The 15648-nt window shown below is 69.5% G+C and carries 13 protein-coding genes; 3 read left to right on the top strand and 10 right to left on the bottom strand.

Annotated elements, in window-relative coordinates; genetic code table 11:
* Nucleotides 1-121 precede the first annotated feature (121 nt).
* Together NYP07_RS03660 and NYP07_RS03665 are read right to left on the bottom strand one after the other, a co-directional pair.
* Nucleotides 122-1360 (bottom strand): class I SAM-dependent methyltransferase, encoded by a 1239-nt coding sequence (locus NYP07_RS03660; RefSeq protein WP_268147568.1) that lies wholly within the window; start codon nucleotides 1358-1360, stop codon nucleotides 122-124.
* A 14-nt stretch (nucleotides 1361-1374) separates the two neighbouring features.
* Entirely contained in the window at nucleotides 1375-2046 is a 672-nt protein-coding gene (locus NYP07_RS03665; protein WP_268147570.1) for a histidine phosphatase family protein, read from the bottom strand.
* 52 nt (nucleotides 2047-2098) lie between these two features.
* Here NYP07_RS03665 and NYP07_RS03670 point away from each other — a divergent pair, with 52 nt between their 5' ends.
* The 3 genes from NYP07_RS03670 to NYP07_RS03680 are packed head-to-tail and all read left to right on the top strand — an operon-like array spanning nucleotide 2099 to nucleotide 4464.
* Nucleotides 2099-2545 carry a GNAT family N-acetyltransferase gene (locus NYP07_RS03670; RefSeq protein ID WP_268147572.1) on the top strand — a complete coding sequence of 149 codons (447 nt, stop codon included), beginning with the start codon at nucleotides 2099-2101 and terminating at the stop codon, nucleotides 2543-2545.
* The gene (locus tag NYP07_RS03675) at nucleotides 2538-3197 is read left to right on the top strand and encodes an alpha/beta hydrolase (protein ID WP_268147574.1); all 660 of its coding nucleotides are present in this window, start codon (nucleotides 2538-2540) and stop codon (nucleotides 3195-3197) included. The genes NYP07_RS03670 and NYP07_RS03675 overlap by 8 nt, the downstream gene beginning before the upstream one ends.
* A 58-nt stretch (nucleotides 3198-3255) precedes the next feature.
* Nucleotides 3256-4464: a hypothetical protein gene (locus NYP07_RS03680; RefSeq protein ID WP_268147576.1), complete on the top strand. Its 1209-nt coding sequence runs from the start codon at nucleotides 3256-3258 to the stop codon at nucleotides 4462-4464.
* Between the two features lie 6 nt (nucleotides 4465-4470).
* Here the strand turns inward: NYP07_RS03680 and NYP07_RS03685 are convergent, their stop codons facing one another.
* From NYP07_RS03685 to secA, 8 genes are all read right to left on the bottom strand, one after another.
* Nucleotides 4471-4917 (bottom strand): GNAT family N-acetyltransferase, encoded by a 447-nt coding sequence (locus tag NYP07_RS03685; RefSeq protein ID WP_268147578.1) that lies wholly within the window; start codon nucleotides 4915-4917, stop codon nucleotides 4471-4473.
* Nucleotides 4914-7007: a prolyl oligopeptidase family serine peptidase gene (locus NYP07_RS03690; protein ID WP_268147580.1), complete on the bottom strand. Its 2094-nt coding sequence runs from the start codon at nucleotides 7005-7007 to the stop codon at nucleotides 4914-4916. The genes NYP07_RS03685 and NYP07_RS03690 overlap by 4 nt, the downstream gene beginning before the upstream one ends.
* Nucleotides 7008-7311: 304 nt before the next feature.
* The gene (locus NYP07_RS03695) at nucleotides 7312-9123 is read right to left on the bottom strand and encodes a S8 family peptidase (RefSeq protein ID WP_268147582.1); all 1812 of its coding nucleotides are present in this window, start codon (nucleotides 9121-9123) and stop codon (nucleotides 7312-7314) included.
* Between the two features lie 86 nt (nucleotides 9124-9209).
* Nucleotides 9210-9857 (bottom strand): MYXO-CTERM sorting domain-containing protein, encoded by a 648-nt coding sequence (locus tag NYP07_RS03700; protein WP_268147584.1) that lies wholly within the window; start codon nucleotides 9855-9857, stop codon nucleotides 9210-9212.
* A 203-nt stretch (nucleotides 9858-10060) separates the two neighbouring features.
* The gene (gene argJ, locus NYP07_RS03705; RefSeq protein ID WP_268147586.1) at nucleotides 10061-11290 is read right to left on the bottom strand and encodes a bifunctional glutamate N-acetyltransferase/amino-acid acetyltransferase ArgJ; all 1230 of its coding nucleotides are present in this window, start codon (nucleotides 11288-11290) and stop codon (nucleotides 10061-10063) included.
* A gap of 92 nt (nucleotides 11291-11382) precedes the next feature.
* A complete protein-coding gene (locus tag NYP07_RS03710; protein WP_268147588.1) occupies nucleotides 11383-12069 on the bottom strand; it encodes a PEP-CTERM sorting domain-containing protein in 687 nt (228 codons plus the stop codon).
* Between the two features lie 30 nt (nucleotides 12070-12099).
* Nucleotides 12100-12591 carry a hypothetical protein gene (locus NYP07_RS03715; RefSeq protein ID WP_268147590.1) on the bottom strand — a complete coding sequence of 164 codons (492 nt, stop codon included), beginning with the start codon at nucleotides 12589-12591 and terminating at the stop codon, nucleotides 12100-12102.
* A 228-nt stretch (nucleotides 12592-12819) separates the two neighbouring features.
* Nucleotides 12820-15564 carry a preprotein translocase subunit SecA gene (gene secA, locus NYP07_RS03720; RefSeq protein WP_268147592.1) on the bottom strand — a complete coding sequence of 915 codons (2745 nt, stop codon included), beginning with the start codon at nucleotides 15562-15564 and terminating at the stop codon, nucleotides 12820-12822.
* Between the last annotated feature and the right edge of the window lie 84 nt (nucleotides 15565-15648).

Consider the following 15648-nt stretch of genomic DNA (forward strand, 5'->3'; position numbering starts at 1 on the left):
TACATAAAGAGAATTCAAGGCATTTACATGCCTACAAAATGAAGTCCGATCAAAGGCCTAACTCGTTGATCTGCAAGGGATCAGTCGCCAATCTGACGGCCTGATTGACCGGAACTTCGGGCTAACCGGCCACCAGCAACTGCTCCAGCCGCTGCTCGCGCAGCCCGTAGAAGCGCTTGATCTCGGCGATCTGCGCCAGCAGCTCGACCCGGCGCGCGGCCAGGGCCTCGGCCGCGGGCCCTTGCGCCTTCACGGCCAGGATCATCTTGTTCTTGCTGGTGTGCTCCAGCGCGATGAACTCGAAGACCTGGGTGCGGTAGCCCTGGCTCTCAAGCAGCAGCGCACGCAACGAGTCGGTCACCATCTCGGCCTCCTGGCCGAGGTGGATGCCGTGCTGGAGCATGGGGCGCAGCACCGCCGGCAGCGTCATCTGCGGGCGCAGCTCCTTGTGGCAGCAGGGCGAGCTCATGATGATGCGGGCGCCCGACTGCAGGCCGACGTGCAGCGCATGGTCGGTCGCGATGTCGCAGGCGTGCAGCGCGATCATCAGGTCCAGCGGCTGCACGGCCTGGGTGCGCACGTCGCCCTGGTCAAACCGGATGCCGGCCAGCTGCTCCCCCTCGATGACCGCGTTGCACAGCCTGACCATGTCGTCGCGCAGCTCGATGCCGGTCACGCGCGGCTGCAGGCCCTGGGACTGCAGCCAGTCGTGCACGGCAAAGGTCAGATAGCCCTTGCCCGAGCCGAAGTCGGCCACGCGCACCGGGCCGGCCAGGCCGGCCTCGTCGACGGCCGAGGACAGGATCTCGACGAAGCGGTTGATCTGCTTCCACTTGCGCGCCATCGCCGGCACCAGCGCCGGCTCGCCCTTCACCAGATGCGTCAGCCCCAGCGCCGACCAGACCGTGTGCGCCATGTCCAGCGGCCGGTGCTTGGCCTTGTCGTGGGCGGCGGGCGCTGGCGCCTCGGCGTCGCCGTCACCGTCGACGCGCGTGACGCGCAGCGTCTCGCGGCCCTTGCGGCTGACGGCGAACTGCACCTCCTCGGTGGCCGTGTGCAGATGGGCATTGCGAAAGCGCGCGCCGAGCAGCGCGGCGATCTCGGCCAGGCCGGCCTCGGGCGCATGGTTCTTCGTGACGTCCCTGGTACGGTGCCGCCACAGGAAGCTCAGCGCCGCTTCGCCGCGCAGCTCGATGGCCCGCACGGTCAGGCGCTCGACCTCCTCGTCATCGCCGACCGGGCCGGACAGCAGCAGCTTGCCGAACCGGCCGCCGGCCAGCGCCAGGCGCACGAGATGCAGGAAGCGCTCGTGCGCGGGCGCGGTGGCGGCGGGGGGCGGGGTGATCAGGCTCGTGAACATCGAGCCGGATTGTCTCAAGCGTGAGTCATCAAGCCGCGCGCCTCGGCCGTGTCCAGATGCGGCAGCGCATTGAAGGTGACGAGGTGGTGGCGCTTGGGGTTGAACGCGAACTCGGTCAGCGCCGAGTTGCGGATGCGCAGGTTCAGCTCGACGACCGTCTCGGGCGGCGTGTCCAGCACCTGGCCCACCGCCGTCGAGATCGGGCCGCCGCTGGACACGATGAGCACATGCCGGCCCACGCCCAGCGCCAGCACGCGCGCGAGCACATCGGCCACGCCGGCCGCGAAGTCGGCATGCGCCGGCATGCCCACGGGCGCCGTCTCGCCGCGCATCCAGGCCAGCAGGCCCTGGCGCAGCAGCCGGAAATGCTGCTTGACCGTCTCGGGGTCGCTCGGTTTCCCCAGCGGCCCGGGGTGGATGGCGCGCACGACGGCCTCACTGTCGTACTCGTTCAAGCCCGGCAGCGCGACGGCGGGCAGGCCCTCGCCATAGCCTTCGACGATGCCGGCCAGCGACTGCGCGTGGCGGCGCAGCGTGCCGGTGAAGACGGCGTCGAAGCGCTGGCCGCGCTCGCGCCAGTAGGCGCCGAGGCGGCGGCATTGCTCATGGCCCTTGGCGCTGAGCTGGTCGTAGTCGGCCGCGCCGAAGCTGGCCTGGCCGTGGCGGACGAGGTAGAGGCTTCCCATAGCCGACATCATGACGGCGCGGGGCGCCGCCGGCTGTCGCGACAATGACGGGATGTCACACCTCCGACAAGCCACCCGCGCCGACACCGCCGAACTCTGGCGCGTGCGCTATGCCGTCACCGAGAACACGCTGACGCCGGGCCGCATTGGCGACGCCGAGCTGCACGCTCATCTCGAAGACCACGGCCGCGGCTGGGTCGTCGAGCTGGCGCCCGGGCACATTGCCGGCTTCTGCATCGGCGACGCGCGCGACGGCAATATCTGGGCGCTGTTCGTCGACCCCGCCCAGCACGGTCGCGGCCACGGCCGGCGGCTGCACGACGCGATGGTCGACTGGCTGTTCGCCACCGGCCTGCCGCGCCTGAGCCTGGGCACCCAGCCCGGTTCGCGCGCCGACGCCTTCTACCGCCGCGCCGGCTGGCGGCCGCTGCACATCGACGACCACGGCGAGCGCCGCTTCGAGCTCTTCGCCACCGACTGGACCTCCCGCCATGCTTGAAACCCACGAGATCGAGACCGCCCCCGACCCGCGCACGACGCTGATCGTGCTGCATGGCCTGGGCGCCGACGGGCACGACTTCGTGCCCATCTGCGGCGAGCTGGACCTGCGCGCCCTCGGGGCCGTGCGCTACGTCTTCCCGCATGCGCCCGAGCGGCCGGTGACGATCAACGGCGGCTATGTGATGCGGGCCTGGTACGACATCCTCGGCACCGACCTCGTGCGCCGCGAGGACGAGGCCGGGCTGCGCGAGTCGCAGGCCGCCATCGCGGCCCTGGTCGATCGCGAGCGCCGACGCGGCGTGGCGGCGCAGCGCATCGTGCTGATGGGCTTCTCGCAGGGCTGCGCGATGGCGCTGATGACGGCGCTGCGCTACCCCGAGCGCCTGGCGGGCGCCGTCGGGCTGTCGGGTTACTTGCCGCTGGCCGCCACGACGGCGGCGGAGCGCTCGACGGCCAACGCCGGCCTGCCCGTCTTCATGGCCCACGGCAGGCAGGACCCGGTCGTCGTGCCGGCGCGCGGCACGGCCAGCCGCGACGCGCTGCGCACCCTCGGCCACGACGTGGAGTGGCACGACTACCCGATGCAGCATTCGGTCTGCATGGAGGAGATCGAGGACCTGAACGCCTGGCTGCTGAAGCATCTGGGTTGATTTACAGGCCCTGTTCCGGCCGCCGTTTGCGGGCCAACTAGAAGAAGATCGACAAGTCATGGAGCGCCTGGCCGAACAGATCGTCGACTGGCACAACCGCCACCCGCTGGCGCGCCGCATAGTCGTGGGCGATGTGCACACCCTCGGCGTCGTCGCCCTGCCCTTCGTGCGCGCGGACGCTCAGGCCGGCGGCATCGAGCCGGTGCTGACCGATGTCGTCAGCGCCTTCGACGCGATGCACGACCACCCGCCGCCGTCGCGCTGGTCCGTCATCGTGCAGCGCGTGTCGGGCCTGCTGGCCCGGCGGCTGAAGCGGCAGCCGCGAACGCAGTGGCGCGCCTTCAACGAGAAATTCCTGCCCGGCCTGAGCCCGGCGCGCATCGAGCGCTTCGCGCTGGCCCACGGCTTCGCCGAGGCACCTGCGGAGCCCGAGGCCCGGCCCTGGCGGGTCATCGTCATCGACGAGTCGCTGGCCGGCGCGCATGGCGGCTGGCCCTTCGAGCTCTATCTGATGAGCGCCGGCATCGACGCCGGCCGGGGCCGCACGCGGGTGCTGGCGGGCCGCGGCATCCCGTCGCAGGTCATCGGCCGCCGCATCTGGGATCCGCTGCGCTTCGGGCTGGCGGCCGGCGCGCTGGCCCTGCTCGCGGCGGCGCTGGCCTGGGCGCTGTGGCCGCGCCACGAGGCGCCGGCCCGGGCGGCGCCGGACGCGCCGGCATCGGCGCCGTCCGCACCGGCCCCCGCCTCCGCGGCGCTGCCGGCCTCCGCGGCCGAGCCGGCCTCGTCGCCCGCCGAACCCGCGGCGAGCGCGCCGCAGGCCGAGGCGGCGTCCCTGCCGGACATCCGCCCCCACCTCGTGCGCCGCGCCGACGGCATCGCCAGGCCGCCGCTGCATGCCGAGAAACCTGGCGACGACAGGCCCGCCGAGAAACCCGCCGACAAGGCCTCCGAGGCCGGGCCGGCACAGGCCGGCAAGGCCACGCCCCCCGACCCGCGCCTGGAACGCATGGCCGCCGCGCCGGGCCGGGCCGTCGTCGCCCTCGTCGGGCCGCCGGGCAGCAAGGCCGACGCCGAGGTGCTGCTGAAGAAGATGCAGGCCGGCCTCGCCGGCCTGCACAGCGATCCGGATGCGCTGCAGGCCGAGGTCATCCAGACGCCCGAGGGCTGGCGCGCGGCCGTCTGGCCCTTCCCGAGCCGCGAGCAGGCCCAGCTCATCAACGCGACGCTGGTGGCGCGCGGCTTCAAGACCAGGGCCGTGAACTTCTGAGCCGGCTCAGCCGGCCGGCCGGCGGATGACGAAGGCGCGCTTGTCGCCGCCGTCGAAGCCGCAGCGCTCGTAGAAGGCCCACACGGCCGGATCCTTGCGGCTGGTGGTCAGCACGACCTTGTAGCAACCGGCCGCCCAGGCCTGCGCTATGGCGTGCCGGATGACGGCCTGGCCGTGGCCCCGGCCGCGCCGGTCGGCATGGGTGACGACGTTCTCGATGACGCCATGGCTGCGCCCGCCGCGCGTCAGGTTGGGCAAGACGGCGAGGTTGCAGCTCGCCACCAGCGCGTCGCCGACGAACAGGCCGAAGTGGCGCAGGCCAGCATGCGCGAACACCGCGCGCACCGCCTCGGGCGAGGGCGGCGCATCGCCGGCGTTCAGGTGCTGGTAGAGGGCCAGCAGGGCATCGGCATCGCCGGCGCCCAGGTCGCGGATGGCGGCCTCCGCCGTCACTTGACTTCCAGTTTCATCGTGTTGGCGATGAAGGCCAGGATGTCGCCGCGCTCCTCGATGATCTTGGAGGTGGGCTTGCCGGCGCCGTGGCCGGCATTGGTCTCGATGCGGATCAGCTTGGGCGCCGGGCCGGTGTCGGCGGCCTGCAGCGTGGCGGCGTACTTGAAGCTGTGCGCCGGCACGACGCGGTCGTCGTGGTCGCCGGTCGTGATCAGCACGGCCGGGTATTTCACGCCGCTCTTGATGGTGTGCACCGGCGAATAGGCATACAGCGCGTCGAACATCTCCTTGCTGTCGGCGCCGGTGCCGTAGTCGGTGGCCCAGGCCCAGCCGATGGTGAAGTTCTGGTAGCGCAGCATGTCCATCACGCCGACCTGGGGCACGGCCGCGGCAAACAGGTCGGGGCGCTGGTTGGTGACCGCGCCGACGAGCAGGCCGCCGTTGCTGCCGCCGTTGATGGCCAGGGTCGCCGGGCTGGCGACCTTGTTCTTGACCAGCCATTCGCCGGCGGCGATGAAGTCGTCGAAGACGTTCTGCTTCTTCAGCTTGGTGCCGGCCTCGTGCCAGGCCGAGCCGTACTCGCCGCCGCCGCGGAGGGAGGCGATGACGTAGACGCCGCCCATCTTCAGCCAGGTGGCCGCGGTGACGTTGTAGGCCGGCGTGATGGCGATGTCGAAGCCGCCGTAGCCGTAGAGCAGCGTCGGGTTGCTGCCGTCGAGCTTCAGGCCCTTCTTCGCGGCGATGAAGACGGGCAAGCGCGTGCCGTCCTTGCTCGTCACGAACTCGCGGCGGGTCTCGAACTCGTCGGGGTTGAAGGCGGTCTTGGGCGCCTTGAACAGCTCGATCCTGCCGGTCTTGACGTCGTAGCGGTGGATCTCGGCCGGTGTCGTCAGGCTGGTGTAGCTGAAGAAGGTTTCCTGGTCGTCCCAATGGCCGCCGAAGCCGCTGGCCGTGCCGACGCCGGGCAGGGCCACCTCGGACAGGCGCCTGCCGTCGGCCCCGTGCACGCGCACCAGCGTCGCGGCGTCGTGCAGATAGCTCAGCAGATAGCGGCCGCCGACGGCCGACGCGCCGGTCATCGCGTCGGGGCCTTCGGCCACCAGCGTCTTCCAGCCCGCCGGGGCGGGGTTCTTCAGGTCGATGGCGACGAGGCGGCCGCGCGGCGCGCCCTTGTCGGTCTTGACGACCAGCTTGCCGCCCACCGCGAGGATGGGCGTGTACTGCGCGTCGAAGTCCAGCGTGACGGGCCGGGGCTTGCCGCCGGCGAATACGCCCTTGGGCAGAGGCAGCACCATCAGGCCGTTCTTGCTGCCGGCGCTCTTCCAGACCGTGATGAGCAGCAGCTGGCCGTCGTCCGACACCTCGGCGCCGAAGCCCCATTCCTTGTCGTCGCGGTTCTCGGTGACGAGGACGTCGTCGGCCTGCGCGGTGCCGAGGCGGTGGTAGTAGAGCTTCTGGAAGTAGTTGGCGCCCTTGAGCGCGTCGCCTTCCTTGGGCGCGTCGTAGCGGGCGTAGAAGAAGCCCTTGCCGTCCGCCGTCCAGGCCGCGCTGCTGAACTTGACCCAGTCGATCCTGTCGGCGAGGTCCTGGCCGGTGGCGAGGTCGCGCACCTTCCAGACCTGCCAGTCCGAGCCCGCGCCGGCCACGCCATAGGCCAGCAGCCTGCCGTCGCGCGAGGGCACCACGCCACCCAGCGCCACGGTGCCGTCCCGGCTGAGGGTGTTGGGATCCAGCGCGACCTGCGGCGCGTCCTTCAGCGACCTGGCCGTGTAGAGCACGTTCTGCTGCTGCAGGCCGTCGTTGCGGCTCCAGAAATAGCGCTCGCCCTCGTGGAAGGGGATGCCGAAGCGCTCGAAGTTGTAGAGCTCGGTGTAGATGCGCCGCACCGGCAGGCGCTGGGGCATGGCCGCGAGGAATTTGTCCGTGACCTCGTTCTGCTGCGCGACCCAGGCCTTGGTGTCGGCGCTGTTGTCGTCCTCCAGCCAGCGGTAGGGGTCGGCGACGGCGATGCCGTGGTAGGCGTCGATCTGTTCGATCTTGCGGGTGGCGGGGTAGCCGAGGCCCTGGGCCTGGGCGGTGGTGGAGAACACGGCGGCGAGCGAAAGAGCAGTCAGGCGGAGTTTCATGCGGGAGGACGGGCACCAGAAGAGCCGGGAATTGTCTGCGCCGCCGAGACGGCGACCGTTGGTCATGGCGGCGGCGAACGGCGGGCGGCAAGGAAAAGGCCCGTCGCGCGTCGCTTCATGACGCTGGGGCCGGACGCGACGAGCCAGTCCCTGCGCGACATCGGTTCATGCGAAACGAGCCCATGAAAACGGCGACCGGCGCAGCAGCTGCGCGGTCGCCGTCGGGAGGGCGGGCGCATCCGGCACGATGCGCCCGCAGGGCTGGGGTTCAGTGGGTCAGCGCGTAGTTGACGGCCTCGCGCGCCATGACGAGGCCCGCACCGGAATCGCGGTCGATGCCCACGGCACGGATGTCCAGCGTCGTCTGCGTCAGCGCGTTCAGGATCTGCGCATTCGTGTAGTCGGGCCGCGCGCTCTTCACGAGGGCTGCGATGGCCGCGGCATGCGGCGCCGCCGCCGACGTGCCGAAGAACGGCAGGAAACCGGGCGTCCGCGTGGACACGCCGTCGGCAGCGGCGATGTCCGGCTTGTTCAGGGTCCGGCCCCCTCCGGTCCCGAACAGGTAGTTGCCCGGGGTGATGGGCGTGCCGTCGGGGCGGAAGAAGATCTTGCGCGGGCCGTCCGAGCTGAAGGTCTCGGTCGGGTTGGCCGCGCCGCCGACGAAGGGACGGGTGCCGGTTCTCGCGCTGTTCCAGTAGACGGCGGCCGTGCTGACGGTGCTGGCAGCGCCGTTGTGGCCGAACGTGGCCCCCGAGGTGGCGACGGCCAGGCGACCGCGCTGGGTGTCGATGTGGATGGCACGCGGCTCGGCACCGGCCTTCTTGCCGACCACGATACGGGAACCCGCGGGCCAGCCCTTGCTGTTGTAGCAGGCCTCGATGGAGTCGCCGCTGCCGGCCTGCACATCGGTCGATGCGCAGAGCACGGCCGTACCGGCCGCATTCAGCAGGAAGAGGTCGTAGTCGTTGGCGGAGCTGCCCCAGGCGTCGGACCAGTGCAGGCCGATCCACTTGCTGCCGGCGGTCAGGACGTTGTAATCCTGGCCCGGCTTGAACTGGTGCAGCGTATAGCCGGCGGGCAGCACGCCACCGCTGGCGCTGCCCGGCGTGAAGTCGCCTTCCCAGGTTCCCGAGGTTCCGGAGGTCAGGTTGCCGCTGTTGGCCGCCGCGGAGAAGTACAGGGCGCCCGACGCCACGACATCGTTCACCGCCTGCGCCACGACGCCGTCCTGGAAGACGGGCTCGTCGAAGTAGCTGACGTCGTCCACGATGATGTCGCAGTGGTAGACGTCGCGCAGCGTGCGGATGTTGTTCGCGAAGCTCTGCTCGCCATTGAAGGCGGTGGCAAAGAACAGCTTGGCGCCGGGCGCGAGGTCGTAGACGATTTCCATCATCGCCGTCCCTTCGCTGGAGCCGGTGTTGCCGCTCTGGCCGGGCACCACCACGGCGTCGGCGGGCAGGTCGCCGGTGCCGATCAATGCCTGCAGATAGTCCACGGAATCGGAGATGACGCCGATGCGCACGCCGGTGCCGTCGTAACCCGAGGCCACCACCTGGTTGGCCTTGTGGCTGATATAGCCCTGGGAGGTCAGGGAGCCGGTATTGGTGCTGGCCGGCGCGGCCAGGCCGATGCGGCCCACGGCGGCGCTGCCGGCCACGGCCTCCACGGCGCTCAGCGGCACGGAGACCAGGGCGCTCTGCCTGTTCCTGGCGACGTAGAGCACCTGGCCGCCCTGGGCCGCGATGAAGCTGGCGAGGCTGCCGTCGCCAAAGTCGCCGCGCACGCTCGCGCGGACCATGCCGTTCGCATCGGCCTTCACGGCATCCACGGCGCTGCCGTAGACGGTGAGTTGGGCGTCGTCGGACGGCACGCGGCCGGCCTGCAGGGCATACCAGAGCTGGGAGCCGATCTTGCTCTGCGTCGCGCTGCGCGCGTCCTTCTCGGCGAGCAGGCCGGCCATCTGGCTGGTGACTTGGGGATCGCTGGCCGTCTGGGCCTGGGCCACGCCCGCGAGGCTGGCGGCCAGGGCCACGGCGCCAAGGGCGAAGGCGGTGTTGCGGATCGAATTGCGCTTTGCCATGACTGGAATTCCTTATGAGGATCTCTGAGGGGGCGGCAGGCGCTCGTCGCCGGTCCAGCGACGCAGCCTGCCTCAGATGACGGGGCTCAGCCCCTGCGTCGGCGGCCGACCGCGCCGGCGCTCACCAATGCACCGAAGCACAGCGCCATGGAGCCGGGCTCGGGCAGTTCCCCGAAGTTGGCGTTCTGGAAGGCCTCGACGGTGACCGTCCCATGCTGGTTGACGCCGGCCCCCGCCGCCGACGTGTCGTTGAGAACGAGCAGCAGATGCGAGTTCTGCGGCACATAGACCTGGAAGAACAGCGGGTCGGTCCCGAAATAGTTTCCGCTGGTGCCGGGATCGCCCAGCCAGGTGGAGGCCATCGTGGCGGCGGAGGTCGGGTCGTAGCTGTCGAGGTAGGCGGCCAGGAAGGTGTTGAGCGAAAGGGAGTCGAAGCTGACCTGGACAAAGCCGCCGTAGTAGGACGACACCTTGCCCTCCAGCGAGGTCAGGTCCAGGTCGTAGGTGTGGTAGCGGTAGGCGACGCCGGGGTTGACCACCCCGCCGAAGGCCTCACCGCCCGCCCAGTCCTGAGGAACCTGGTTGCGGGCGATGCGCCCGTGCTGGACCGCGTCGCCGGCGGCGACGAAGGCATCGAAGGTGGAGACCAATGCGGCGCTGGCCGTGCCGGAGGCCAGGGACAGCGCAGCGGCCAACGGCAGCGCGCGGGAGAGCAGCTTGTCGAGAAACGACATCGGGACCTTTCTCAGGGTGAACGAAGGCCAGCAGACTGCGTCCCAATGCTGGGCGCCGGCAGATCGCCGGCACCTGTCGGATCGGAGGCTGGTGGCCACCAAAGGCCGCGAGGGTAGTGGCCTCACCCAGGCTCAAACAACCCCCGGGCAGGGGCAGCAAAAACCCCGAGAGCTCGCTGGGCGAGGTCAGTGCAGAAGTCCCGTCAGCTGCGATAGTCGGCGTTGATGCTGACGTAGTCGTGGCTGAGGTCGCAGGTCCAGACGGTGGCGCCGGCCGCGCCGCGGTTCAGGCCGACGCGGATCGTGATCTCGGTCTGCCGCATCACGCGCTGGCCGTCCTCCTCGCGGTACTCGGGCCGGCGGCCGCCGCGGCTGACGACGTGCACGTCGTCCAGGTGCAGGTCGATCAGGCCCTGGTCCAGGTCGGCGATGCCGGCGTAGCCGACGGCGGCCAGGATGCGGCCCAGATTGGGGTCGCTGGCGAAGAAGGCCGTCTTGACCAGCGGCGAGTGGGCGATGGCATAGGCCGCCAGCTTGCACTCGGCCTCGTCGCGGCCGCCCTCGACGGTGACGGTGATGAACTTGGTCGCGCCCTCGCCGTCGCGGACGATGGCCTGGGCCAGCTCCTGGGCCAGCGAGACCAGCGCGTCGCGCAGCGCGCGGGCCTCGGCGCCGTCCAGCGACGTGATCTCGGCATGCCTGGCCCTGCGGCTGGCGATCAGCATGAAGCAGTCGTTGGTCGACGTGTCGCCGTCGATGGTGATGCGGTTGAAGGACGCGTCGGCGGCCTCCTTCACCAGCGGCTGCAGCAGGGCCGGCGCGATGTTGGCGTCGGTCGCGACGAAGCCCAGCATCGTCGCCATATTGGGGCGGATCATGCCGGCGCCCTTGGAGATGCCGGTCAGCGTGACCTCCACGCCGCCGATCCGGATGCGGCGCGACGCGGCCTTCGGGACCGTGTCCGTCGTCATGATGCCGGCCGCGGCCTCGGCCCAGTGGTCGGCCTTCAGCGCGGCCAGCGCGGCGGGCAGGCCGGCGACGATGCGGTCGACGGGCAGCGTCTCCATGATGACGCCCGTCGAGAAAGGCAGTACCTGGGCGGGCGCGCAGCCGAGCAGGTCGGCCAGCGCCTTGCAGGTCGCGCGGGCACGGGCCAAGCCGTCGGCGCCGGTGCCGGCGTTGGCATTGCCGGTGTTGATGACGAGAGCACGGATGGACGAGCCGGCGGCCAGGTGCTCGCGGCAGACCTGCACCGGCGCGGCGCAGAAGCGGTTGGTCGTGAACACGCCGGCCACGGCCGCGCCCTCGTCCAGCGCGATGACGCTGAGGTCGCGCCGGTTGGCCTTGCGCACACCCGCCATCGCCACGCCGAGGCGCACGCCCGGCACGGGCAACAGAGAGGCGGGGTCGGGGGCGAAGAGATTGACGGGCATGGCGCGCTCGATGGAGAAAGTTCGGGAAAGCGCGCGGATTGTAGAAATGACAAAGGCTCCCGAAGGAGCCTTTGCAAGGATTTGCGGCGCAATCAGCGCGGCATGCGGCGGCGGGCCAGCAGGCCGACGACGCCCAGGCCGCTCAGGAACAGCGCATAGCTCTCGGGCTCGGGCACGGCGCTCAGCGGCGTGGCCGTGACCAGGTCCTGCAGCTGCGGGTTGGTCAGCTTGGTGAGGGTGTACAGCGCCGGGCCCTTGTAGGCCAGGGCGTTCGCCAGAAAGGAGTTGGCTTCGCTGGCGACCGCGGCGCTGGTGGTGTCGGTGCTGGAAAGGTGGAAGCTGCCGGTGGTCACGTCTAGCGCGCTGCCGGTTTCAAGCACCATTTCCCACACGGCGAGCTGGAAGGCCGCCTTGTCGTTGTAGGTCGACAGGCCGGCGTAGGCCGTGGAGAACAGGCCCTGCAGATTCTGGGCCTGCACGCCGGTGAAGCTCTCGACGCCGTAGCTGCGGGTGATGTTGGCGCGGCCGTTGCCCTGGCTGGGTTCGATGCAATAGGCGATGAAGCTCGTACCCGTATCGGCGTAGCTGTAGTTCAAGGCCGTCGTCGCATAGTTGCTCGTGACCGGCACGGTGCTGGACAGCGTGGTGTCCATCGTGCTGAGCTTCACGCCCGAAGTGTCCAGCCCCTGCCACTTGATGTTGACGGTGGTCGCGGCATCCGCGGCCTGGGCGGCCAGAGCGCCCGCGGCGAAGAGGCCTGCAACTACGATGCTTTTCATCATGTCGGTCTTCCGATGCCTCCGGAGGGCTCAGGCCTTGCGGCGGCGGGTGCTCGTCAGGCCGGCGCCGGCCAAGGCCAGCGCAGCCAGTGCCACGCTGCCGGGCTCCGGCAGCTCGACGTTGGCGACATAGCCGTTGCCGGTCTTGTCGGCGTAGGACGTGCCGACCACCTCAAGCGTCCACTGGCCAGCACCCAGCGACTGGGGCGCCAACGCCCATTGCTCGACGCCGTCGGGCGCGACGTTCCAATCGATATTGAGCGTCTCCTGCCAGGTAATGCTGTTACCCAGGTGGCTCAGCGTCACCTGCCGGATGTCGATGGCCGGTGCATTGCCCAGCAGCGTACCGGTCGTCAGCAGCCCGCTGACCCAGGTGTTGCCGGCCAGGTCGAACGTGTAGATGTCGTCAAAGTCCTGGCCAAGCCCGGTGAGGTCCTGGTGACCGTAGTTGCTGAAGCTGACCGTGTTGGCCGACGCACCGGTGGCCAGGACGATTGCAGCAGCTGCGAACAGGGCTTTCATAACATGCTTTCTGATATTTCTATCGGGTTAACCCCGAGTTTGGGGCTGTCTTGGACTGCACTCTAGGGGGATGCGCGCGGGGTGAGCACCCCCCATGCGCGTGGCCCAGGCCGCCGACCGTGCCCAAACGCACGGATTTCCCCCTGGATAAGCGAGGCGCCCGACAGCGCCTCCCCATGAAAACGGGCCGGCTGAGCCGGCCCGTGCAGGGGTTCGGGCGCCCGGCCGTCAGGCCAGCTTGCCGTGGCAGAGCTTGAATTTCTTGCCGCTGCCGCAGGGGCAGGGGTCGTTGCGGCCGACATGGCCGTACTGGGCCAGCAGGGTTTCGGGGTCGACGTCCTGGCTGACGGAGCCGTCCTCGTTGGGATGCTGGTAGGTCACGTTGGACACGCCTGCAGCGCGCTGCTCCATGGCCTCGGCGGCCTGGTTGGCCTCTTCCTGGCTCTGGATGCGCACGTTCAGCAGCGTGCGGGTGACCTCCATCTTCACCAGGTCGAGCAGTTGGGAGAACAGCTCGAAGGCCTCGCGCTTGTATTCCTGCTTGGGGTTCTTCTGGGCGTAGCCGCGCAGGTGGATGCCCTGGCGCAGATAGTCCAGCGCGGCCAGGTGCTCGCGCCAGCGCTGGTCGATGCTCTGCAGCAGCACCATGCGCATGAAGGGGTTGAACTGCTCGATGCCGACACGGTCCAGCTTGCTTTGGAACAGCTCGTCGCCGGCCTTGACGACGGCCTCGACGATGTCCTCGTCGCTGATGGACTCGCTCTTCTTGACGAGGTCGGCCAGCGAGAGGCCGATCTGCCATTCGGTCTGCAGCACCTGCTCCAGGCCAGGCAGATCCCACTGCTCTTCCAGGCTCTCGGCCGGCACGAAGCTGCGCACGACGTCGGTCAGCGTGGAGGCGCGCAGCGATGCGATCTGGGCGACCAGGGCCTCGGCCTCGAGGATGTCGTTGCGCTGCTGGTAGATGACCTTGCGCTGGTCGTTCGACACGTCGTCGTATTCGAGCAGCTGCTTGCGGATGTCGAAGTTGCGGGCCTCGACCTTGCGCTGCGCGCCTTCGATGCTGCGCGTGACGATGCCGGCCTCGATGGCCTCGCCCTCGGGCATCTTGAGCCGGTCCATGATGGCGCGTACGCGCTCGCCGGCGAAGATGCGCATCAGCTGGTCGTCCAGCGACAGGTAGAAGCGCGAGCTGCCAGGGTCGCCCTGGCGGCCCGAGCGGCCGCGCAGCTGGTTGTCGATGCGGCGGCTCTCGTGGCGCTCGGTCGCGATGATGCGCAGGCCGCCCTCGGCCTTGACCTTGTCGTGCAAGCCCTGCCACTCGTCGTGCAGCTGCTGGATGCGGCGGGCCTTCTCGTCGGCCGGGATGGCCTCGTCGGCTTCGATGAACTGGACCTGCTTCTCGACGTTGCCGCCCAGCACGATGTCGGTGCCGCGGCCGGCCATATTGGTCGCGATGGTGATGACGCCGGGGCGGCCGGCCTGGGCGACGATCTCGGCCTCCTTGGCGTGCTGCTTGGCGTTCAGCACGTTGTGCGGCAGCTTGGCGGCCTGCAGCAGCTTGGAGATCAGCTCGGAGTTCTCGATGGATGTCGTGCCCACCAGCACCGGCTGGCCGCGCTCGTGGCAGGCACGGATGTCCTGGATGACGGCGTCGTACTTTTCCTTGTCGGTCTTGTAGACCAGGTCCAGCTCGTCCTTGCGGATGGTCGGGCGGTTCGGCGGGATGACGACGGTCTCGAGGCCGTAGATCTCCTGGAACTCGTAGGCCTCGGTGTCGGCCGTGCCCGTCATGCCGGACAGCTTGCCGTACATGCGGAAGTAGTTCTGGAAGGTGATGGAGGCCAGCGTCTGGTTCTCGGCCTGGATGGCCACGCCTTCCTTGGCCTCGACGGCCTGGTGCAGGCCGTCGCTCCAGCGGCGGCCCGACATCAGGCGGCCGGTGAACTCGTCGACGATGATGACCTCGCCGTTCTGCACGACGTAGCTCTGGTCCTTGTGATAGACGTGGTGGGCCCGCAGCGCTGCATTCAGGTGATGCATCAGCGTGATGTTGGCCGCGTCGTAGAGGCTGGCGCCTTCGGGGATCAGGCCGGCCTGGGTCAGCAGGCGCTCGGCGACCTCGTGGCCGTCCTCGGTCAGGTGGATCTGGTGGGATTTTTCGTCCACCGTGAAGTCGCCCGGCTCGATGACGCCTTCGCCGGTGCGCGGATCCAGCTCGCCGATCTGCTTCTTCAGGCCCGGCACGACGGCGTTGATCTTCAGGTAGACGTCGGTATGGTCGTCGGCCTGGCCCGAGATGATCAGCGGCGTGCGCGCCTCGTCGATCAGGATGGAGTCCACCTCGTCGACGATGGCGTAGGCCAGGCCGCGCTGCACGCGGTCGGCCGTCTCGTAGACCATGTTGTCGCGCAGGTAGTCGAAGCCATACTCGTTGTTGGTGCCGTAGGTGACGTCGGCGGCGTAGGCGGCCTGCTTCTGCTCGCGCGGCATCTGCGGCAGGTTGATGCCGACCGTCAGGCCCAGGAAGTTGTAGAGCCTGGCCATCCACTCGGCGTCGCGGCGCGCGAGGTAGTCGTTGACCGTGACGACGTGGACGCCCTTGCCCGTCAGCGCGTTCAGGTAGACGGGCAGCGTGGCCATCAGCGTCTTGCCTTCGCCGGTGCGCATTTCGGCGACCTTGCCGGCGTTGAGCACCATGCCGCCGATCAGCTGCACGTCGAAGTGGCGCATCTTCAGCGCGCGCTTGCTGCCTTCGCGGCAGACGGCAAAGGCCTCGGGCAGGATGTCGTCGACCGTGGCGCCGCCGGCCAGGCGCTGCTTGAACTCGGCCGTCTGCGCGCGCAGTTCGTCGTCGCTCAGCGCCTCGTATTTCGGCTCCAGCGCATTGATCTGCTGCACGGTGCGGCGATAAAGCTTAAGCAAACGCTCGTTGCGGCTGCCGAAAATCGAGGTGAGAAGCTTGGGCAACATGCTGCGATGAATGAGGCTGACGGGCGGCCGGCGGGGCGGCCGGCGCGAGGCGCGAATCTGGGGTCGCGGCGGGGCATTGCAAGA

The sequence above is a fragment of the Pelomonas aquatica genome (assembly GCF_026712205.1).
Taxonomy (GTDB): Bacteria; Pseudomonadota; Gammaproteobacteria; order Burkholderiales; family Burkholderiaceae_C; genus Pelomonas; species Pelomonas aquatica.